The sequence below is a fragment of the Rhizobium redzepovicii genome, assembly GCF_019793435.1.
In the GTDB taxonomy this organism is placed as follows: Bacteria; Pseudomonadota; Alphaproteobacteria; order Rhizobiales; family Rhizobiaceae; genus Rhizobium; species Rhizobium redzepovicii.
The window spans coordinates 129411-150993 of record NZ_JAILYH010000014.1 but is presented as its reverse complement, the minus strand read 5'-3'; the positions used below and the strand labels follow the sequence as shown (position 1 = coordinate 150993).

General features: G+C 60.2%; 19 protein-coding genes. 12 read left to right on the top strand and 7 right to left on the bottom strand.

The genetic code is table 11. The features are described from left to right. The first annotated feature begins 176 nt into the window (after positions 1-176). Positions 177-1004 (top strand): VCBS domain-containing protein, encoded by an 828-nt coding sequence (locus K6N12_RS22410; RefSeq protein ID WP_097628542.1) that lies wholly within the window; start codon positions 177-179, stop codon positions 1002-1004. Positions 1005-1154: 150 nt separating this feature from the next. Here K6N12_RS22410 and fumC read toward each other — a convergent pair whose 3' ends face one another. Then, positions 1155-2546 (bottom strand): class II fumarate hydratase, encoded by a 1392-nt coding sequence (fumC, locus tag K6N12_RS22405; protein ID WP_097628543.1) that lies wholly within the window; start codon positions 2544-2546, stop codon positions 1155-1157. A gap of 91 nt (positions 2547-2637) precedes the next feature. Here fumC and K6N12_RS22400 point away from each other — a divergent pair, with 91 nt between their 5' ends. Then, a complete protein-coding gene (locus tag K6N12_RS22400) occupies positions 2638-2874 on the top strand; it encodes a hypothetical protein (RefSeq protein ID WP_143541935.1) in 237 nt (78 codons plus the stop codon). Between the two features lie 70 nt (positions 2875-2944). Further along, complete coding sequence (locus K6N12_RS22395; RefSeq protein ID WP_097628544.1) at positions 2945-4855, top strand: L,D-transpeptidase family protein; 1911 nt, start codon at positions 2945-2947, stop codon at positions 4853-4855. A 331-nt stretch (positions 4856-5186) separates the two neighbouring features. On the opposite strand, the gene K6N12_RS22390 is transcribed toward K6N12_RS22395, so the two are convergent. After that, the gene (locus K6N12_RS22390; protein ID WP_097628545.1) at positions 5187-5897 is read right to left on the bottom strand and encodes an HAD family hydrolase; all 711 of its coding nucleotides are present in this window, start codon (positions 5895-5897) and stop codon (positions 5187-5189) included. Between the two features lie 268 nt (positions 5898-6165). Between K6N12_RS22390 and rpiA the strand changes: the two genes are divergently transcribed. The 3 genes from rpiA to K6N12_RS22375 all read left to right on the top strand — a co-directional run bounded on the left by rpiA (position 6166) and on the right by K6N12_RS22375 (position 7828). Then, positions 6166-6864: a ribose-5-phosphate isomerase RpiA gene (gene rpiA / locus K6N12_RS22385; RefSeq protein WP_097628546.1), complete on the top strand. Its 699-nt coding sequence runs from the start codon at positions 6166-6168 to the stop codon at positions 6862-6864. A 15-nt stretch (positions 6865-6879) separates the two neighbouring features. Next, positions 6880-7449, top strand: a complete 570-nt coding sequence (locus K6N12_RS22380) for a DUF2059 domain-containing protein (RefSeq protein WP_003579679.1) — start codon at positions 6880-6882, stop codon at positions 7447-7449. Positions 7450-7543: 94 nt separating this feature from the next. Beyond that, positions 7544-7828 carry an acylphosphatase gene (locus K6N12_RS22375; protein WP_097628651.1) on the top strand — a complete coding sequence of 95 codons (285 nt, stop codon included), beginning with the start codon at positions 7544-7546 and terminating at the stop codon, positions 7826-7828. A gap of 45 nt (positions 7829-7873) precedes the next feature. Here K6N12_RS22375 and K6N12_RS22370 read toward each other — a convergent pair whose 3' ends face one another. Continuing rightward, complete coding sequence (locus K6N12_RS22370) at positions 7874-8092, bottom strand: hypothetical protein (RefSeq protein WP_003569075.1); 219 nt, start codon at positions 8090-8092, stop codon at positions 7874-7876. 183 nt (positions 8093-8275) lie between these two features. Between K6N12_RS22370 and gor the strand changes: the two genes are divergently transcribed. Beyond that, positions 8276-9661, top strand: coding sequence for a glutathione-disulfide reductase (gene gor, locus K6N12_RS22365; protein ID WP_097628547.1), 1386 nt, complete (start codon positions 8276-8278; stop codon positions 9659-9661). A 119-nt stretch (positions 9662-9780) separates the two neighbouring features. On the opposite strand, the gene K6N12_RS22360 is transcribed toward gor, so the two are convergent. After that, positions 9781-11070: a vWA domain-containing protein gene (locus K6N12_RS22360; RefSeq protein WP_222148972.1), complete on the bottom strand. Its 1290-nt coding sequence runs from the start codon at positions 11068-11070 to the stop codon at positions 9781-9783. Positions 11071-11325: 255 nt separating this feature from the next. Between K6N12_RS22360 and K6N12_RS22355 the strand changes: the two genes are divergently transcribed. Next, positions 11326-12699, top strand: coding sequence for a class II 3-deoxy-7-phosphoheptulonate synthase (locus tag K6N12_RS22355; protein WP_097628549.1), 1374 nt, complete (start codon positions 11326-11328; stop codon positions 12697-12699). A 56-nt stretch (positions 12700-12755) separates the two neighbouring features. Here the strand turns inward: K6N12_RS22355 and K6N12_RS22350 are convergent, their stop codons facing one another. Beyond that, complete coding sequence (locus K6N12_RS22350) at positions 12756-14591, bottom strand: ABC transporter ATP-binding protein (RefSeq protein WP_097628550.1); 1836 nt, start codon at positions 14589-14591, stop codon at positions 12756-12758. A gap of 298 nt (positions 14592-14889) precedes the next feature. Here K6N12_RS22350 and K6N12_RS22345 point away from each other — a divergent pair, with 298 nt between their 5' ends. Next, positions 14890-15288, top strand: coding sequence for a GFA family protein (locus K6N12_RS22345; protein WP_097628551.1), 399 nt, complete (start codon positions 14890-14892; stop codon positions 15286-15288). A gap of 150 nt (positions 15289-15438) precedes the next feature. Here K6N12_RS22345 and K6N12_RS22340 read toward each other — a convergent pair whose 3' ends face one another. Then, positions 15439-15969 carry a DUF1003 domain-containing protein gene (locus K6N12_RS22340; RefSeq protein WP_064838705.1) on the bottom strand — a complete coding sequence of 177 codons (531 nt, stop codon included), beginning with the start codon at positions 15967-15969 and terminating at the stop codon, positions 15439-15441. 190 nt (positions 15970-16159) lie between these two features. On the opposite strand from K6N12_RS22340, the gene K6N12_RS22335 reads away from it, so the two are divergent. The 3 genes from K6N12_RS22335 to K6N12_RS34175 all read left to right on the top strand — a co-directional run bounded on the left by K6N12_RS22335 (position 16160) and on the right by K6N12_RS34175 (position 20147). Beyond that, complete coding sequence (locus K6N12_RS22335) at positions 16160-17839, top strand: NAD+ synthase (RefSeq protein WP_097628552.1); 1680 nt, start codon at positions 16160-16162, stop codon at positions 17837-17839. A 50-nt stretch (positions 17840-17889) separates the two neighbouring features. Next, entirely contained in the window at positions 17890-18720 is an 831-nt protein-coding gene (locus K6N12_RS22330; RefSeq protein WP_097628553.1) for a TolB family protein, read from the top strand. A gap of 1238 nt (positions 18721-19958) precedes the next feature. After that, positions 19959-20147, top strand: a complete 189-nt coding sequence (locus K6N12_RS34175) for a hypothetical protein (protein ID WP_239620288.1) — start codon at positions 19959-19961, stop codon at positions 20145-20147. A gap of 163 nt (positions 20148-20310) precedes the next feature. On the opposite strand, the gene K6N12_RS22320 is transcribed toward K6N12_RS34175, so the two are convergent. After that, a complete protein-coding gene (locus tag K6N12_RS22320; protein WP_097628555.1) occupies positions 20311-21378 on the bottom strand; it encodes a 3-deoxy-7-phosphoheptulonate synthase in 1068 nt (355 codons plus the stop codon). Positions 21379-21583: the final 205 nt, after the last annotated feature.

Here is a 21583-nt window from a genome sequence, read left to right as displayed (position 1 = left end):
CTGCATGCGGCGGAGTTTGGCGTTGCGGCCATGTCGTGCTGCATTTTGCCGTCGGGATGTCACACGCGGCAGGCGAGTAAAAGAAAGGCGAGATCGACATTTGTCGCGGCCGTTCAGGTTGCCTCCAGATCAAGTCCGGTTCATATTCCCGCAGCGTTAACCTGCCGGGGCTTCCAATGCCAAATGCAAAGCCAACTGCTGTCGACGACCTACTCGTTTTTTTCGAACATGACTGGATCAGGGGCGATCTGCTGCGCCTCGCCAGCGATCCCGAAGGAGCGGAGATGTATGCGCGCTTCGTCAATGGCGTGCGTATCGACGCCAAACATGGGCCTGACCATGAAACGATCATTGAAGGCAAGTACGGAACCTTCAAGGTGAAACCTGACGGTCACTTCACGTACGAGCTGGACTACACTCTCGACGTGGTGAAGAATTTAGGGAAATACGATCAGCTCATCGAGACGCTGAGCTACAAGATGTCCGATGGCTCCGGGGGCACGGACCTCGGCGTGCTGACGCTGGCGATCGACGGCGTCAACGAAGGCGAAAAATACCACGAGGTCCTGGATTTTGACGACATGGGCGTCACGTCGAGGGCGGATAATTTCTTCCTTCCCGACTATCGGGGCTTTGCGCTCTCCGTGAACGACAGTCAGGAGCTGACGCTTCTGAACGGCATCGTCTACGATACCATCCCGGGCGTCGACGCCATCACCGAGGACGGCTTCAGCGATACCGTGCTATCCCCGGGCTCGCTGCCGGTGACCTTGAAAATGGTCGATGGCGGGGAGTTTACCTTTCAGGGCGTCTCGATCGCCGAACTGTCTGCATTGCCCTTTCACCTGACGCTGACCGCCATGAATGATGGCCAGATCGTCTATCAGCAGGAGTTCGAGGTCACCGATCCCAATCTTACGGTCGAGATCGAAGACATTGAAGAAATCCGTTTCGATTTCATGGGCAATTCGGTGGTGATGGACAATTTTTCGCTGTTGGTGTGAGGTTTGCAGGGCTGTGGGTTGCCGCGGCAGGCGGATGCGGGTCTGTCCGCGTTGGTGAAAAATTCAGCAGAACGGCTACCCCAACCTCCCTCATTCCTGTCAGGAGCACAGGAATGAGGGAGGGGGCGGTGGGCGGTACTCCCCAAGGTCCTACTTCGGGCCGATCATCGTTTCCGGGCGGACAATCGCATCGTAATCCTCCGCCGAGACCAGTCCGCTGGCGAGGGCTTCTTCCTTCAGCGTCGTGCCATTCTTATGCGCGGCCTTGGCGATCTTGGCGGCGGCGTCGTAGCCGATCTTCGGGGCGAGCGCGGTTACCAGCATCAGCGAGCGGTCGAGGCCGGCCTTGATGTTGTCCTCGCGCGCCTCGATGCCGACGACGCAATTGTCGGTGAAAGAGACGGCGGCGTCGGCCAGCAGCTGCACCGATTGCAGGAAATTATAGGCCATCATCGGATTGTAGACGTTGAGCTCGAAATGGCCCTGGCTGTCGGCGAAGGTCAGCGCGGCATGATTGCCGAAGATGTGGATGCAGACCTGCGTCAGCGCCTCGCACTGGGTCGGGTTGACCTTGCCGGGCATGATCGAGGAGCCGGGTTCGTTTTCCGGCAGCGCCAGTTCGCCGAGGCCGGCGCGCGGGCCGGAGCCGAGCAGGCGGATGTCGTTGGCGATCTTGAAGAGGGCGGCGGCCGCCGCATTGATGGCGCCATGGGAAAAGACCATGCTGTCATGCGAGGCGAGCGCCTCGAACTTGTTCGGCGCGGTGACGAAGGGCAGGGCCGTTATGGCTGCGATTTCTTCGGCCACCTTCTCGGCGAAACCGAGTGGCGCATTGAGGCCGGTGCCGACGGCGGTGCCGCCCTGGGCGAGTTCGCAAAGGCCGGGCAGGGTCATTTCGATGCGCTTGATGGCCGAGCCGACCTGGGCGGCATAACCCGAGAATTCCTGGCCGAGCGTCAGCGGTGTGGCATCCTGGGTGTGGGTACGGCCGATCTTGATGATGTGGCTGAATTCGGTGACCTTCATGTCGAGGGCGGCATGCAGGTGCTTCAGGGACGGCAGCAGGTGATGAGCGATCCGTTCGGCGCAGGCGATGTGCATCGCCGTCGGGTAGGTGTCGTTCGACGACTGGCTCATATTGACGTGATCGTTCGGATGCACCGGCTTCTTGGAACCCATGACGCCGCCAAGCATTTCTATGGCACGATTGGAGATCACCTCATTGGCATTCATGTTGGACTGCGTGCCCGAACCGGTCTGCCAGACGACAAGCGGAAAATGCTCGTCGAGCTTGCCGTCGATCACTTCCTGGGCGGCGTCGACGATTGCCTTGCCAAGCGCAGGGTCGAGCTGGCCGAGCGACATGTTGGCGCGGGCGGCGGCCTGCTTGACGATGCCGAGCGCACGCACGATCGACAGCGGCTGCTTTTCCCAGCCGATCTTGAAATTGCCGAGCGAACGCTCGGCCTGGGCGCCCCAATATCGGTCGGCGGCGACGTCGATCGGGCCAAAAGTATCGGTTTCGGTGCGGGTTGCGGTCATCGGCCTTGCCTTCCCTTTACATGCTGTTTTCGGTCATCTGAGAAAGATGAGGTCTTATAGGTGGGAACGTCCGACAAGAAAACCGGACCCCATGCGAAATATTGAAATCCAAAGTCATGTTTGGATGGGTTGTGGTGCGTGCTTTTTCGGCCACTTTGAAAATTTTATGCGTCCGGGCGATTTCGTCCCACTGGCCCGGATGCGAAAATTCGGTAAAAAATTAACTAATAATTTCATAATTTTGTGTGAACTTCGGCGCGGCGCCGCGCAGGATCTCCGTCACACAGAATTGAGTCCGCCGGCGCTGGCGGCGCAGGCCGGTTTCTGATCAATGAGCCGGACGCTGAGTTTCGCGGGATTTGAGCTGAGAACAGCATGACACCGGGACTGGAAGATATATGACGTTCGTTTTGAAAAGCGCGGCATCCGCATTGGCAATTTCCTGCGGCGTGGCGGTTATGAGTGCCGCACCCGCGCATGCTTATACTTTGATGGACATGCTGCGCGGCGACAGGCAGCGGACCCAAAGCACCATCTTCATGGATCAGGCGCCCGGCCGTCCGGTGCCGCGCGGCGCCGACGGCGGCTCGCTCGGCGGGCTCGATCCGGAAGCGCCGCTGCCGAAGGTGAGCGGCCCGCGTTACTACACCTATAAGACAGAGACGCTGCAGTTCGTCGACACCAGCAGGTTTGCCGATCCCGTCGTCACCGGCGCGGTCGCCGATGTTTCGGCAAGCGGCGATGCCAGCGCCGAACCCGCAGTCCAGCGCCGCTTCCTGGCGCAGGCCAAGGTGCGCGCCAATGCGGACGTTGCGAAGGTGCTCGAAGCCTATTACGGCGACAGCCGCAATCCGCTTGTCTGGGTCGATGGCAACCAGATCAACGACCGCGCGAAGTCGGCGATGGCGACACTTGCCGATGCGGCTTCCGTCGGTCTCGATCCTGCCGATTATACGGTCCAGACACCGGCGATTGACCCGGCCAATCCCGATCCCGCCTTCCGCGACCGGGCACTGACGCAGTTTGAGCTCGAACTCTCGGCCAAGGTGCTGGCTTTCGTGCAGGACACCGTGCGTGGCCGCATCGATCCGAACAAGATCTCCGGCTATCATGACTTTCAGCGCAAGGCGGTCAATCTGACGTCGGTGCTGAAGCTTGCCCGCATGAGCCCCGATGTCGGCGCCTACATCGCCAGCCGTTCGCCCGATAGTGCTCAATTTGAGGCGCTGAAGGCGGAGCTTGCCAAGCTTCGCGCCGCCGACGGCGGCAATGAGGAGCGAATCGTCGTTTCGCTCGACAAGCTGCTGAAGCCTGGCGACAGCTCGCCCGAGATTGCCAATATCGTCAAGGCGATCGGCAAGCATGGGTCCGAAACGCTGAAGACCGATCACGCGGCAACGCTTGCCGCTTACGCAGGCAGCACCGACTATTCGCCCGATATCGTCTCGCTGGTCGAGGCCTTCCAGCAAGAGCGCGGACTGAAGGCCGATGGCGTCATCGGCCAGGCGACCGTGCGGGCCATGACCGGTGGCGATACCAATGCCTCGAAGATCGACAAGCTCGTCGTCGCCATGGAGCAGGCGCGCTGGCTGCCGGAGGATCTTGGTTCCCGCTACGTGATGATCAACCAGCCGGCCTTCATGGTCTATTACCACAATGACGGCAAGGAACAGCTGTCAATGCGCGTCGTTGTCGGCGGCAAGAACAATCAAACCTATTTCTTCGACGACGAGATCGAGACGGTGGAGTTCAACCCGTTCTGGGGCGTGCCGCAGTCGATCATCATCAACGAGATGTTGCCGAAGCTGCGTTCGGATCCGAACTATCTCGACCAGCTCGGCTATGAAGTCGAGGTGAACGGCCATGCCGTCGCCTCGTCGAGCGTCGATTGGTACGGCTCGACCAATAATGTCTCGGTGCGCCAGCCGCCGAGCAGCGACAATGCGCTCGGCGAACTGAAGATCCTGTTCCCGAACAGCCACGCGATCTACATGCACGACACGCCGTCGAAAAACTTCTTCAAGCGCGATATGCGGGCTTTGAGCCACGGCTGCGTGCGCCTTGCCAATCCGCGTGCTATGGCAGCTGCCGTGCTCGGCACGACGGTCGACGACGTCGCCAAGCAGATCGCCACCGGGCAGAACCATGCCGTGAAGGTGCCGCAGAAGATCCCGGTCTACGTTTCCTATTTCACCGCCTGGCCGAACAAGGACGGCGTGGTGGAATATTTCGACGATGTCTATGGCCGCGACGGCTATGTCGACAAGGCCTTCGACGCGACGACAAAGGCGCGTGGCGCGCAGATTTGACGCAGGGTCTAGCGGGTTATGGAATGGGCGGTCTTCGGGCCGCCCGTTTTGTTTTGGGAGTGAGGAGTAGGGGAGTGCTGCGCTTGGCAGACTGGCGCCCAAAACTCGCCCCTCATTCCTGTGCTCGTCACAGGAATCCAGCAGCCGCGTGTCTACGTGGCGGGGAATTGCAGCCCCGTCGACAAATGGTGCCATTGCAGAAGCAATGTCGTCTTCAAGTGATGGATGCTGGTCTCAATTTAAGGGTCTTTTCGGCTTGCGGACGCAAGCCGGCTGGATTCCTGTGACAAGCACAGGAATGAGGGACGGAGAGGACAAATGAGCGGACTCCTCAGACCGCGACCTTCACCGCATACTCCCGCAGCAGCCGCTCCACCAGTTCCGGCGTCAGCTCATCGTAATGGGTGATGATCATATCGGGATCCAGGTTGGAAACCGGCACGTCCGAATATCCAAAAGGCACGGCGATCGACGGTACGGCAGCGTTCTTCGCCACGGCGATGTCGTTGATGCTGTCGCCGATCATCACGGTGCGGGTGATGTCGCCGCCGGCGCGGTCGATGGTGCCGGTGAGGTGGCGGGCGTCGGGCTTGCGCACGGGGAAGCTGTCGCCGCCGGTGATGGCATCGAAATAGCTGACGAGGTCGAGTTTTTCGAGCAGGCCGAGCGCCAGGCTTTCCATCTTGTTGGTGCAGACGGCGAGGCGGTAACCGGCAAATTTAAGCCGGTCCATCGCGGCGACGAGGCCGGGATAGGGTTCGGTGCAGCCGGGCATGTTGCCGGCGTAATGGGCGACGAAGCGCTCGACCAGGGGCGGCAGGGCGTCGCTTTCGAGCGGATGGCCGCGCAGCCGGCAGGCGCGTTCGATCATTACGCGCGCGCCGTGGCCGACGAGATGGGTGAGGTCGTCATAGCTGACCGGGTCGAGGCCAAGGGCTGAGATCGTATGATTGAGGCTCTCGACAAGATCCGTATGGGTATCGAGAAGGGTACCGTCGAGATCGAAGACGATGAGTGCCGGGCGGGCGTGGGAAAGGGTCAAGGCTTGTCTCTTTGCGCAATGGGTCGTTCTGGAGAAAAGTCGTCCTGAGGCACGACAGGTTTCCCCTGGGAACGACAGGTCGGCTCCGGAACGATGGATCATCCCAGAGGTAGGCGATCGCGCGGCGGAAAGCAACGTTAGGATGCCGGCCGGGAAGGCCGCAGGCATTTGTTTCGGCTTTTCATTTTCCGTGATGATTTTGACTTTCGTTTGCCAGGCGAGCCGTGTAAACAGCACATCCAACGCAATAATTCGGAGTTGGCGGCGCATGGATGCCCGCGAAATGAAGATAAAGGCCGCCGCAGCCGCACTCGCCCATGTCGAAGACGGAATGCGCCTCGGCATCGGCACGGGCAGCACAGCGGAAGAATTCGTTCGCCTGTTGGCGGAGAAAGTCGCAAGCGGCTTCAAGGTCGAAGGCGTTCCGACGTCAGAAAGAACGGCGCGGCTGTGCGTCGAGCTCGGCGTGCCGCTGAAGTCGCTCGATGAACTGCCGGCACTCGACCTGACGATCGACGGCGCCGACGAGGTCGATCCGTCGCTCAGATTGATCAAGGGCGGCGGCGGCGCGTTGCTGCGCGAAAAGATCGTCGCGGCCGCTTCCGAGCGGATGATCGTCATTGCCGACGAGAGCAAGCTTGTGGAAACGCTCGGCGCCTACGCGCTGCCGATTGAGGTCAATCCGTTCGGGCTCGTCTCGACACGGATCGCGATCGAGAAGGTCGCGGCCCGGCTCGGCCTTTCCGGCGACCTCAGTCTGCGCCAATCCGGTGACGGAGAGTTTACCACGGATGGCGGCCATCACATTATCGATGCATCTTTTGGCCGCATTCCTGATGCAGAGGCGCTTTCGAGCGAGCTGAATTCCATACCCGGCGTCGTCGAACACGGGCTCTTTATCAATATGGCGGCACTTGCAATCATTGCCGGTCCTGCGGGTGCGCGCACGCTGCAGGCAAACAGATAACAGGAGCGTACACACATGATGAACATTGCAGGTCTTGGCCGTTTTGCCGCTGCGACCATCGTTCTTTCCGGGCTTGCCTTCGGCTCTGCCGTCAAGGCGCAGGAGGTCTCCGAGGAGCAACTGAAGGCCTCTCGCGCGGCGATCGACGCCATCGGCGCCACCGCCCAGTTCGACAACATTTTGCCCGGTCTTGCCGAGCGCCTGAAGGCCGGCCTGATCCAGGATTCGCCGAACTACCAGGACATCATTTCGTCGACGGTCGACGCGCAGGCGCTGGCGCTGGCGCCGCGCCGCGGCGATCTGGAGAAGGAGGCGGCGCTCACCTATGCCAAGACCTTCACCGCCGACGAACTGAAGGCGATCGCCGACTTCTATAATTCCGACGTCGGCAAGAAGCTGCTGCGCGACGGCCCGGTTGCCTCGCGCGAGACGGCGAAGGCTGCCGACATCTGGGCGCAGGGCATTTCTCGCGACCTGGAAAAGCAGAGCAATGCCGAACTCTCCAAGGTCATCAAGGCACCGCCGCCGGCAACCGACAGCCCGGTGGCTCCGGCACCCGCTCCGGCCCCGGCTGCCCAGAAGTAAAGGCTGCCTCCGCAGATTTGCAAAAGCCCGGCATCGTCCGGGCTTTTTTGCTATGATGGATGCGGCAATACTGATGAGGCTTTGGCGAGGCAACATGTCTGCTCATTACGAGGGCTTGCAGGTGCGAGTATCAGGTAGGGTCCAAGGGGTCGGATTCCGCATGTGGGCGCGCGATGAGGCGTTGCGGCTCGGGCTCACAGGCTGGGTGCGCAATGAAGCGGACGGATCGGTCACCGCTTTGATCGCAGGATCCGATACCGCCATCTCGACAATGATCGATCGTTTCGGCCGCGGGCCTGCGGGAGCATCGGTTTCCGGCGTCGAGTCGGAAGCGACCCAGCTTGCGGAAATGCCGACGGATTTCCGCATCACCGCTTGAAAGCGGCAAACCGCCAGGAGATGGCGCTCTGTGAGCGCCGGACCCTCAGCCCCAATCCTTCGAGCTCTTGGCCAATTGCCATACGCCCGTTTCATCCGGCTCAACGCGCTTGTTGCCGCGATAGAAGATCGGCAGTCCTGTTTTCTTGTCCATCGCAAAGCGGCTCGGCGCGTATTTTTCGTTCTCGTGGCCTTGGATGGCGAGGCCGAGCGCTTCCTTGAATTTGCCAGCCTTGCAGAGGTTGGCGAAGAGAGTTTGATCCATCTTTTGCTCCGGCTTCTTTTTTACAGCGTGGATTTGCCTGCCAGCCTCAGGCGGTCGGGTCAACCGTTTGCCGGGAAAATTCGGGCGAGAGGAACGGGATGATGCAGGAGCGGGCTTTTGTTTTCAGGGCGATCACCCCTATATCAGGAACATCCTTCCAGCGATTCCCTTCCGGAGCTCCTCATGTCTTCCTACGACTACGACCTCTTCGTCATTGGCGGCGGTTCCGGAGGCGTGCGCGGCGCGCGTGTCGCTGCCTCGCTCGGCAAAAAGGTGGCGATCGCGGAGGAATACCGCTACGGCGGCACCTGCGTCATCCGCGGCTGCGTGCCGAAGAAGCTGTTCGTCTATGCTTCGCAGTTCCATGAGCATTTCGAGGATGCGGCCGGCTTCGGCTGGACGGTCGGCGAAAGCAGCTTCGACTGGAAGAAGTTGGTGGCGGCCAAGGATGCGGAAATTGCCCGGCTGGAAGGCCTCTACAAGAAGGGCCTTGCCGGCGCCAATGCCGAGATCCTGGAAACGCGCGCCGAACTCGTCGACGCCCATACGGTGCGGCTTGTGAAAACTGGCCAGACGGTGACGGCAAAGACGATCGTGATTGCCACCGGCGGGCGGCCGAACCCGCATGCAGCCCTTCCCGGCCACGAGCTCTGCATCTCCTCCAACGAGGCCTTTCATCTCGAAGAGCTACCGAAATCGATCGTCATCGCTGGCGGCGGTTATATTGCCGTCGAGTTCGCCAATATCTTTCATGGCCTCGGCGTCGAGACGACGCTGATTTATCGTGGCGCCGAGATCCTGTCGCGCTTCGACGAGGATCTGAGGCGCGGGCTGCATGAGGCGATGGTCGCCAAGGGCATCCGCATCCTTTGCCACGACATGCTGCAGAAGGTTTCGAAGGGCGAGGGCGGGCTCGTTCTGGAGACGCTGAACAGCGGCACGCTGCAGGCCGGCGTCGTCATGCTGGCGCTCGGGCGCGATCCGAACACCGAAGGCCTCGGCCTCGAGGCGGCCGGCGTTGCGATCGACGAGCGCGGCGCGATTATCGTCGACGACTATTCCCGCACCAATGTCGAGAACATCTACGCGCTCGGCGATGTCACCAACCGGGTACAGCTGACGCCGGTGGCGATCCACGAGGCGATGTGCTTCATCGAGACCGAGTACAAGAACAATCCGACCCGGCCGGACTACGAGCTGATCCCCACCGCCGTCTTCTCGCAGCCGGAGATCGGCACCGTCGGTCTTTCAGAAGAAGAGGCGGGCAAGCGTTACGGTGAGCTCGAGGTTTATCGGGCTCAGTTCCGGCCGTTGAAGGCGACGCTTTCCGGCCGCGCCGAGCGGATGATCATGAAGCTGATCGTCGATGCGGGAAGCCGCAAGGTAGTGGGCGCCCATATCCTTGGCCATGATGCCGGCGAGATGGCGCAGCTGCTCGGGGTCACGCTGAAGGCCGGCTGCACTAAGGACGACTTCGACCAGACCATGGCGCTGCACCCGACTGCGGCCGAAGAGCTCGTCACCATGTATGCTCCTAGCTATCGGGTCCGTGACGGGCAGCGCGTCTGAGTCATCCGTGTGCGCTTAAAGCGCGTCGCATCAAACGTGATTCATGCGACGTGCTTTAGCTCTTTGTTTTGATGCATGTCGTTATCCCGGAACCGCTGTGCACTTCCGGGCGACATGCATTAGCTGGTAATGCGAGGCGCGCGAATGACCTTGAGGAATAGCGCCTTCATCGCATCGGCGATACCTTCCGTCGGCGTCACCTCGAAATAGAGGCCGGGCGAGGCGCATTCCTGCATCTTCGTCGGGATCTGGCTCTGGAAGGGGCTGATCCAGGTATTGTACCAGCTGTTCTTCGGCAGAGGTAGATAAGTGGTGTAGAGCACCGCAATCCTGATGCCCTTGTCCTTCAGCGGTTTGCAGAAGGAAGTGTCGATTGGCTCCTGGCAGCGGTTGCCGGTCAGTTTCTTGGTGCAGCCTTTCGGCTTTTCGCTGTCGCCGACGCCGTCCGAGACGAAGAACAGGATCTTCTGCGGTGTCGTGGCGGTGCTGCCGTCGCCGGGGGTGGTGATAATGTCTTTCATCTGCGTCAGCGCGTTGTCGAAGCTCGTCTGCTGGTCGTTATTGTAGCCCTGCTTCGGGATGGTCATCAGATCGACCGCGTCAGTGTAGGTGCCTACCTTGTCGAGGTCGTCCGTCGGGTCCGATATCGTGGTCAGATTGGCGTCTTCGGCCTTGGTGCCGAAGGTATAGACTCCCATGCGGAACTGGTTGGTGGAAACGCGCGTCGACTTCGCGGTCAGCGTCAGCTCCTTCGTCGCTTGGCGCACGACATCGATGCGCATGCTGACTCCGAGCTTCTTGGCAAGGTTGTAGTAGTTGTTTTTATTTTCCGTTTCGTGGCAGGCGAAAGCGCAGCTATCGCTGGTGTTCTTTTCCATCGTCGCGACGTCTTTCGCCGTGGCGCCGACGCCCATCGATGGCGTGTTGTCGAGCAGGATGTAGAAATCCATGAACGATGCGGTCAGATATTCGGCGGTTGCCGTGCCGGAGATGGTGATCGAATCCTTGCCGAGAACGCGCATGAAGGTGGTCGGCACAACCGCGGTGAAGGAAACCTGTGAATTCAGCTTGTTGGCGGTCTTGGTAACGTCGATGCCGAGATCGACATTAACATCCGACAGTTCTCCCGATACCTGCGACAGGAAGATGCTGCGGGCGTCGGTCTTGCCGAGAGAGATCGTGCCATTGCCGCTCATGGTCATGGCGGCGGCGACCGCGCCAGATTTTTCGGCGATCGAGCCGACGGCGGCGGCATCGGCGGCAGCAAAGAGCTGCGTGCGTAGGCTAATGGCGTGGGCGAAATCCACCGCCATGCCTGCCATGCCGAGGAGCGGCACCATCAGCAACGCCGTCATGATGCCGAAATTGCCCGAACGATCCGATATGAATCCCGGCGGAAGGATCGCCATGATGTGTCCCCGATGTTGAAACTCTTCCCGGTTCTACATTCAAAGTCTAAAATATGGGGAAACCGACGTGGTATATGCCGGTTTAACGATGGAAACGGGGATTTTTGCTACCTGTATGCGAGCGTTGGTCGATGGCGGTAGCGTGGCATGGAGCATCGGGGCGATTGGCCTTTGCAAGCCCGATCTAAAGGGCTATAAGCCGCCGCAATCAAGGACAGGTACATCCCAGGGACGGGTGTGAATGAGGTGAGTGACATGGCAGAGAATTGGACCCCGAGCAGCTGGCGGCAGAAACCGATCCTGCAGGTTCCCGAATATCCGGATGCAGCCGCTTTGGCGGCAACGGAGGCCACGCTCGCCAGCTATCCGCCGCTGGTTTTTGCCGGTGAGGCGCGCCGCCTGAAGAAGCATCTCGCCAATGTCGCAGACGGAAACGGCTTCCTGCTGCAGGGCGGTGACTGCGCCGAGAGCTTCGCCGAACACGGCGCCGACAATATCCGCGACTTCTTCCGCGCCTTCCTGCAGATGGCCGTCGTGCTGACCTTCGGCGCGCAGCTGCCCGTCGTCAAGGTCGGCCGCATCGCCGGCCAGTTCGCCAAGCCGCGTTCGTCGAACGTCGAGAAGCAGGGCGACGTGACGCTGCCGGCCTATCGCGGCGACATCATCAACGGCATCGAGTTCACCGAAGAGTCGCGCATTCCGAACCCGGAGCGTCAGGCCATGGCTTACCGCCAGTCGGCCGCAACGCTGAACCTTCTGCGCGCCTTTGCGATGGGCGGTTACGCCAACCTCGAAAACGTGCATCAGTGGATGCTCGGTTTCGTCAAGGACAGCCCGCAGGGCGAGCGTTACCGCAAACTTGCCGACCGCATCAGCGAAACCATGGATTTCATGAAGGCGATCGGCATCACCTCGGAAAACCACCCGAGTCTGCGCGAGACTGATTTCTTCACCAGCCATGAGGCGCTGCTGCTCGGCTACGAGGAGGCGCTGACCCGCGTCGATTCCACCTCCGGCGACTGGTATGCCACATCAGGCCACATGATCTGGATCGGTGACCGCACGCGCCAGGCCGACCATGCACATATCGAATATTGCCGCGGCATCAAGAACCCGATCGGTCTGAAATGCGGCCCGTCGCTGCAGGCCGACGATCTGTTGCAGCTAATCGATATTCTCAATCCGGCGAACGAAGCCGGCCGCCTGACGCTGATCTGCCGCTTCGGCCATGAGAAGGTCGCTGAAAACCTGCCGCGGCTGATCCGCGCCGTCGAACGCGAGGGCCGCAAGGTGGTGTGGTCCTGCGACCCGATGCACGGCAACACGATCACGCTCAACAACTACAAGACCCGTCCTTTCGAACGGATTCTGTCGGAAGTCGAAAGCTTCTTCCAGATCCACCGCGCCGAAGGCACGCATCCCGGCGGCATCCATGTCGAAATGACCGGCAAGGACGTGACGGAATGCACCGGTGGCGCCCGCGCCGTCACCGCCGACGATCTGCAGGACCGCTACCACACCCATTGCGATCCGCGCCTCAACTCCGACCAGGCGCTCGAGCTCGCCTTCCTGCTTGCCGAGCGCATGAAGGGCGGACGCGACGAGAAGCGTATGGTCGCTCACGGCTGAGACCAGCCCGATACGGATGAAGAAAACCCGGCGTGATGCCGGGTTTTTTATTGCCTTCAAATGCTGGCTTGGACGCTATGGAGATTGGCATAGATGCCGTCTTGCGCCATCAGCTGGTCATGGGTCCCCTGTTCGACGATGCCCTCTGCCGTCAGAACCAGGATGCGGTCGGCATGGCGGACGGTCGACAGGCGATGAGCGATGACCAGGGTGGTCCGGCCATTCGCCAGGCTCAGCAGCGCCTGCTGCACCGCCCGTTCACTCTCATTGTCGAGCGCGCTGGTCGCTTCGTCGAAAATCAGGATCTCCGGATCCTTGAGGAAGGCGCGGGCAATGGTGAGGCGCTGGCGCTGCCCGCCCGAGAGCTTGACGCCGCGCTGGCCGATATCGGTGTCATAGCCTTGAGGCAGGGCCATGATGAAGTCGTGCGCATTGGCGGCGCGGGCCGCCGCCTCCAGCTCCGCATCGCCGGCATCGGGCCTGCCGTAGCGAAGGTTCTCCGCCACGGTGCCGGCAAAGAGATAGACATCCTGCTGCACCACCCCGACATGGCGCCGCAGCGAGGCCAGCGTCACATCGCGGATATCAGTGCCGTCAATGCGGATCGCTCCGGCCTCGACATCGTAGAAGCGCGGTATGAGCGCGCAAAGCGTACTCTTGCCGACCCCTGAAGGACCGACGAGGGCAACGAACTCGCCGGGCGCGATGGTGAGGGAAAGCCGCTCCAGCACGCGCGGGCCATCGGCCTCGTAACCGAAGGCGACGTTGGAGAAACTGATCTCTCCCCTCGGCGCCGGCATCGGCCGGGCGGCGGGCCGATCGGTGATATCAGGGTCGATCTCCAGGATTTCCATCGCCCGGATGAAACCGGTGTAGCCTTCCTGCCAGAGACGCACGAAATTGGCGAGCCGCTGGACCGGATCGACAAGCACGGCAACGCAGAGCAGAAAGGTCAGCATATCCGGGACGGTCAGGTCCGCTGTCAGGATACGCAGGCCTCCGACGACGATCACCAGTATGGTGACGAGCTGGGCGAAGGTTTCCGTGCCGACCGAAAACCATGCCTCGCTGCGGTAGCCGTCGGCGCGGCTTTGCAGGAAGCGCCGGTTCTGCTCGGCGAAGCGTTCCCTTTCCAGCGCCTCGTTGGCGAAGGACTGGACGACGCGGATGCCGGCGAGCGCATCCTCGACCCGCTCGTTCACGACGGCGATCTGATGCTTGCTGGCTTCCAGTGCGCGGTTCATGCGCCGGTTGAAATAGAGCGCATAGATCACCGCGACAGGGGTCAGCAGCAGGATAAGGCCGGCCAGCGGCGGATCGATGAAGAACAGTACCAGCATGGCGCCGCCATATTTCAGCACAGCGATGGAGAGGTCCTCGGGTCCGTGATGGAAGAGCTCGCCCAGCCATAGGGAGTCGTTGGTGATACGGCTCATCAGCTGGCCGGTGCGCTGGCGGTCGTAGAAGCTGAAGGAGAGCTGCTGGTAGTGTTCGAAGAGTTCCTGCCGCACCGTCGCTTCGATACGGGCGCCCATGACGTGGCCGCGATAATCGACGAAGAAGATGGCGGCGATCTGGACCGCCAGGACGGCCAGCATGATGCCGCCCATCCCCAGGATCTGGGCAAAGGCCTCCGGGGCGTTAGGCAGAGCCAGAAGACGGCTGGTGACGATATTGGCGCAGAGCGGCAGGGCGAGCGCCGTACCGGCGACGAGGATGGCGCACAGCAGATCCGCCAGCAGCAAAGGCAGATGCGGGCGATAATAGGAGAGAAATTTTCGCATACGCGACCAACGCCGACCGCGGTCGACGGTTGAATCGTCCAGAAAGAATTTCAGGAAGGCGTTATGGCGTCGCGAGCTTTTCCTCGCGCGGGAGAACCGAATATTCATGAGGCAGAATGTCCCTGTGGGCGATGTTTCCTTTCTGTTTGGACAGGGTCGCTCTCATGTCAGTCTCCCAGAGGTTGAATGAAATTGGAGCTGCAGTATCGCCGACTACAGCGACTGATTCAATGCCGGCATGTGACGGGATGGGCGGGTGTTGTCGACAAGCAACAGCGGTGACCGCAACAACTGGACACGGCAACGCCTGCGGGCGTCAAGATTTCTGATGATTTTGTTGAACGGAATGGATTTGACGGCAATCGCGATCGGCGGCAAGTTTCACTCATAAAAGGGGAGAGCGATCATGACCGAACGGCATACAGGCGGCTGTCTTTGCGGCGCCGTGCGATATTCGATTGGGGCGAAGCCTGGACCCGTCGTCGGCTGCCATTGTTCGCAATGCCGCCGGCAGACCGGGTTCTATTATGCTGCGGTCAATGTGCCGCGCACGGCCCTTTCGGTGGAAGATGCCGGCGCGATCCGCTGGTATCGGTCGAGCGCCGAAGCCCAGCGCGGCTTCTGCTCGAATTGCGGTTCGGCGCTGTTCTGGCAAGGAGACCAATCGCCGGAGGTTTCCGTCATGGCCGGAACTTTCGATGAACCGAGCGGCCTTGCCTTCAGCCATCACATCTACTGCGCCGACAAGGGCGATTTCTATGAGATCACCGATGGCCTGCCGCAATATGACAGGTATCCGGTCTAAAGCGCGTCGCGATCTTTCAGATACGCTCCTCGGGCTTTAGTTTCTTGTTTTTACGCACGTCGTTGCGGCGAAACGCCTAGCGGCTTGCCCGGGGAAAACCGCTTCGCGCTTTGCCTGGGAAATCCGCTGCACAGTTTTGCGCGACATGCTTTAGCCCCTGGCGGCAAGATCGGCGCTGAGGCGGGCGACGTCCTCGCGAAGCGCCGTAAGCTCGGTCAGCACGCGCATGTCGATCTTCTGGTGCAGGGAGAGCACTTCGAGCTCGGCCTTGAGATTGACTTCGTAATCCTTGGCGGCTTCGAAGCGGTCGCGTTCGGCTTGGCGGTTCTGCGACATCATGATGATCGGCGCCTGGATGGCGGCGAGCATCGACAGGATCAGATTGAGGAAAACAAAGGGGTAGGGGTCGAAAGCGCCTGTTGCCAGGATGATGGTATTGATCAGCGTCCAGACCACAAGGAAGGCCAGGAAGGCGAGGATGAACGACCAGGAACCGCCGACGCGGGCGATGCCGTCGGCGACACGCTCACCGAACGAGGACTCGGCGGAAAGAGCGGCGTTGACATCGGTCGAGATGACTTTGCGCGCGTGCGCCTTTGCCAGCACGCGTTTTTCAATATCGCCGAGTTCGTCGGCCGGCTTGTCGAAATGATGGTGCATGAAGTTCGAAAGATTAGACATGGCCTGTTTCCGGTGCCCGTTATCGATGCAGTCGCTATCGGGCGCAGTATTCCGCTCCTCCGGCAAATTGCAATGCGTGTCTATGCCGCGAGGCGGTTGCGTGTCCGTTCACAAAAATTTCGTCGCCGCAAGGTGCGGCTTTTGCCGCGGACATGTTGCGGTTGCGGAAGGTGCAGGCTAAATAAATGACATGACACAGGAAAACGCTCTTTCTGATATCTTCCGCATTGCCATCGGCCAGCTCAACCCGACGGTTGGCGATGTCGCCGGCAATCTCGCCAAGGCACGCGAAGCGCGCGCCGATGCGGCTCGCGAAGGGGCGCATCTGCTCGTTCTGACCGAGCTTTTCATCTCCGGCTATCCGCCTGAAGATCTGGTGCTGAAGCCGGCCTTCATCCGCGCCTGCTGGAAAGCTGTGGAGAATCTTGCCGCCGACACTGCCGATGGCGGGCCAGGTGTTCTCATTGGTTTTCCCCGGCAGGACGAGACCGGACGCTACAATTCCGTCGCCGTGCTCGACGGCGGCACGGTGATCGCGGTGCGCGACAAGATCGATCTGCCGAACTACGGCGAATTCGACGAGAAGCGCGTTTTCAACCAGGGCGCCATGCCGGGGCCGGTGAATTTCCGCGGCGTGCGCATCGGCATTCCGATCTGCGAGGATATCTGGGGCGACCTCGGCGTCTGCGAGACGCTGGCCGAAAGCGGGGCCGAGATTCTGCTGTCGCCGAACGGTTCGCCCTATTATCGAGGCAAGGTCGATATCCGCCATCAGGTGGTGTTGAAGCAGGTGATCGAGACCGGCCTGCCGCTGGTCTATGCCGCCCAGCTCGGCGGCCAGGACGAACTGGTATTTGATGGCGCCAGTTTCGCCTTCAATGCCGACAAGTCGCTCGCCTTCCAGATGAGCCAGTTCGAGACCGCGCTGGCGGTGACGACATGGAAGCGCGGCGAAACCGGCTGGCATTGCGCCGAAGGGCCGATGGCGCATATTCCTGAAGGCGAGGAGGCCGACTACCGCGCCTGCCTGCTCGGCTTTCGCGACTACGTCAACAAGAACGGCTTCAAGACGGTGGTGCTCGGCCTTTCCGGCGGCATCGACTCGGCGATCTGCACGGCAATCGCCGTCGATGCGTTGGGTGAGGAGCGGGTGCGCACCGTCATGCTGCCCTACCGCTACACATCGGAAGACTCGTTGAAGGACGCGGCCGATTGCGCAAAGGCGCTCGGCTGCCGCTATGACATCGTGCCGATCGAGCAGCCGGTGACGGGCTTCAGCAGCGCGCTGTCCGATCTCTTCGCGGGCACGGAGAGCGGCATCACCGAGGAGAACCTGCAGAGCCGGGCGCGCGGCGTCATCCTGATGGCGATCTCCAACAAGTTCGGCGCGATGGTGGTGACGACGGGTAACAAATCGGAAATGTCGGTCGGCTACGCCACGCTTTACGGCGACATGAACGGCGGCTTCAATCCGATCAAGGACCTCTACAAGATGCAGGTCTATGCGCTGGCCCGCTGGCGCAACGAGAATGTGCCGCCAAGTGCGCTGGGGCCGTCGGGCGAGGTGATCCCGAACAATATCATCGACAAGGCGCCGTCGGCCGAACTGCGTCCCGACCAGAAGGATCAGGATTCGCTGCCGCCCTATCCGGTGCTCGACGATATTCTCGAATGCCTGGTTGAGAAGGAGATGGCGGTCGAGGAGATCGTCGCGCGCGGCCATGATGTGGCGACCGTCCATCGCATCGAGCACCTGCTCTATCTCGCCGAATACAAGCGGCGGCAATCGGCGCCGGGCGTGAAGATCACCAAGAAGAATTTCGGGCGTGATCGGCGCTATCCGATCACCAACCGGTTCCGGGATCGCTAGCGCTGTCGGGATTGCTGACGCTATCGCTCTAGAAATGCGAGGGAGGAAACATGCGCAGCTCGGTCGAGATCTACAATGTCAGGACGGGCAGAGCTCGCGAGGTTTGGCAGACGGACAAGCTCGTCGAGGCGCCGAACTTCTCGCCCGACGGTTCCTACCTGCTCTTGAACGGCGACGGGCTGCTCTGGCGACTGCCGCTCGATGGCGGCGAAGTCGTCAAGGTCGATACCGGCTTTGCCGTCAACTGCAACAATGATCACGGCATTTCACCCGATGGCACCGAGATCGTCATTTCTGACAAGACCGAATTCGGCAAGTCGACGATCTATATCCTGCCCATCGAGGGCGGCAAGCCGCGGCTCGTCACCGAGAACCAGCCGTCCTACTGGCACGGCTGGTCGCCCGATGGCCGCCAGCTTGCCTATTGCGGCATCCGCGACGATCTCTTCGACATCTATACGATCTCCGTCGACGGCGGCGCCGAGACGCGGCTGACGCATGGCGAGGGCCGCAATGACGGGCCGGATTATTCCGCTGACGGACAATGGATCTATTTCAATTCCAGCCGCACCGGGCTGATGCAGATCTGGCGCATCCACCCCGATGGCAGCGGGCTGGAGCAAGTGACGTCGGACAATCAGGGTAACTGGTTCGCCCATCCATCGCCCAGCAATGACAAGGTTCTGCTCCTGTCCTATGACCCGTCGGTTTTCGACCATCCGCGCGATCTCGATGTGCGGCTGCGGCTGATGGACATGGATGGCGGCAATCTGAAGACGTTGTTCGAGCTGTTCGGCGGGCAGGGCACGATCAACGTGCCCTGCTGGTCACCAGACGGTGACGAGTTTGCCTATGTGCGGTATTTCCCGGTGAGATCTTGAGAGCGGCGCACCGCCATTTTTTTATGGGGTGGTGGTGGCCTGTCTGGCACGATTGAACCTTGTGCGCCTGACCAACTTGACGCGACGTCCGGCACATAGTTGCCGGTTTGGTTGCGCCTAGCGCTTCATTTGTCACTCCTCGATACATCCATAAATTCAACTTGACCGCGACCACCGAACGCCACGGAGAGAAAAATGGGATCTGCCGAAAGCGGTTTCTTAACCTCGCACCCCACGTAAAAGCTCACGTTTGCAAGCCGCTCGGTTTCTGATACTTCGATTCTGGAACAACTCGCATATCGTATTCGATCCATTTCCTGGGATTCAGTAAGGTATTTATTTAATATATCCCTCGTCTGCTCTTCCGGGCTCTTGTGTGACTGGAGGGTTTCTCCATAGGAGTATATAAAAAGTATAGAATGTAAAGAATAATACTATGGGACGACTTAGTATTTTAACAAAACGAAACTCATCTTGCACCTATGGGCGCGGCTGTTGCGACGATATGCATTTTCACAAAGCTCTGATCTAATCCTCAAGTCAACTCGCTTAGGGCTGGCGGGCGGCCACTATTTGATGATGGGGAGCGGGGGGCAGTTGGTCCGCGGACTCTATCAATACCCGTAAGGCATTTTGTCGGCCGTACTTGCGCCGAATTCTCCGCAGTAAGCTTTCCGGGCCTCGTAATCGCTAATGTATTCGCCAGCGGAATTGTCGTGACAATTCGAGATCATGGCATCGGCGGCAAGGCCTGACCAAACTATCGCGATAACGAAGACAATCAGGCATGACAGGCAAAATCCGCCCAGAATTTTCAACAAGCGCATCGGTAGCCCCGTTGTCTAGCTAAACGTGTTTATGGGGTCCTTTCAATTGAGCAAGGCCGCTTCTAGCACGATGTAGCCGATCCTTTGATGATGGGGCAGTGGGTTTGTGCGTTTTCTATAGCACCTTCGCCACTCTGACATGCTAATCGGCCTAGATAGACCCAGCTAACAGCGTTTCAAATAGGAAATTACTCAGTCGTGCGTAAAGTATTGATCGCGACCTTAGCCTTCATGATCTGCTGCCCTGTTCTACTGTTTATCACGTTTCCGGTCGAGTATCTTCGGAGGCTCGGAAAATACGAGCACTCTCATGCTCTCAATCGGATGGCGGTCCCGATCGCCAGATTCTATATACAGAATGATATGAGATATGCTTGCGGTAACGAGACGTACTTCAGGAATTATAATGCCATGAGCTTTTTCGATGACCTGCCGCTTTCGCCGGACGAGGAGATCATGCTTCAGTCACAGGACAAGATTGCACTCCTGTTTTTGAGTGACGTCGTTTATGACGATAATGAATATCTCGACTCTATTCGAACCGTGACCGCTTATAATATGGTCGTCGCCTCTAAGTGCCTGCACAGGCGCACGTCGTGAAAAGCCCTACCGGCGGACGCGGTCGAAGTGCTGGCTTCCTATGGCCTGGTCAAACCGGAACCATGGGGCGGCTTCTGGACCGATAAGGGCCTGCATCTTTTGGACGAAGATTGACATGCGAATGGGCGGCGGGATATCTGCCCGCCGCGCTTGATAGAGCCGCTCAGGCCGCGACGGCGGCCTTGCGACGATCGCGGACGGCGTGGGCCAGATTATCGAGCACGTCGACCGACATGTCCCAGTCGATGCAGCCGTCGGTGATGGACTGGCCGTAGACCAGCGGTTTGCCGGGCACGAGATCCTGGCGACCGGCGACGAGGTTGCTCTCGATCATCATGCCCTTGAGATGCCTGTTGCCGGCGGCGATCTGCGAGGCCACGGATTTGACGACGCGCGGCTGGTTCATGGGATCCTTGCTGCTGTTGGCATGGCTGGCATCGATCAGGATGCGTGGGGTCACACCCAGTTTGACGGCTTCGCCCACGACAGCTTCGACATCGGCTGCTTCATAGTTCGGCTGTTTGCCGCCACGCAGGATGATGTGGCAGTCCTCATTGCCCTTCGTCGAGGCAATGGCGGCTTGCCCGTCCTTGGTGACGGCGGGGAAATGATGCGGCTGCGAGGCGGCCAGGATGGCGTCGAGCGCGACACGGACGCCGCCGTCAGTGCCGTTCTTGAAGCCGATCGGGCAGGAGAGGCCGGAAGCGAGCTGGCGATGGATCTGGCTTTCCGTCGTGCGGGCGCCGATCGCGCCCCAACTGACGAGGTCGGCAATGTATTGCGGCGTGATCGTCTCGAGGAATTCGACGCCGGCGGGCAGCCCCATGGCATTGACGTCGAGCAGCAGGCGCCTGGCAATCCGAAGCCCCTCCTCGATGCGGTAGCTGCCATCGAGATGCGGGTCGTTCATCAAGCCCTTCCAGCCGACCGTAGTGCGAGGCTTTTCGAAATAGACGCGCATGACGATTTCGAGATCGCTGGAGAAGCGCTGCCGCTGTTCCGCCAGCCGCTCGGCATATTCGCGTGCCGCAGCAGGATCATGGATGGAGCAAGGGCCGATGACGACGATCAGGCGGTCGTCTTCTCCCTCGAGAATCTTATGGATCGCATGGCGGTTGCTGGTTACCGTCTCGCTGACGGCAACGGTTCGGGGGATTTCCGCGATGATATCAGCGGGTTTGGTCAGCGGTGTGATCTCGAGGATGCGGAGATCGTCAATGGTATCAGACACGGTATGGCTCCTGTTTGGTCATACCGTGCGGAACAAAAAAGCCGCCAGGTAGACTAGCGGCTGTTCGGGTTGTCGTCGCGTCGACTTCAGTTACGCATAGACCCGCATCCGCTGGGAGCAGCGGTACCAATAAAATCGCGAGGCGTAGATCGAAGTGGTCGACATCGGGCGTGTGTATCGTCGCGGCAGCATTTTGTCACGCAGA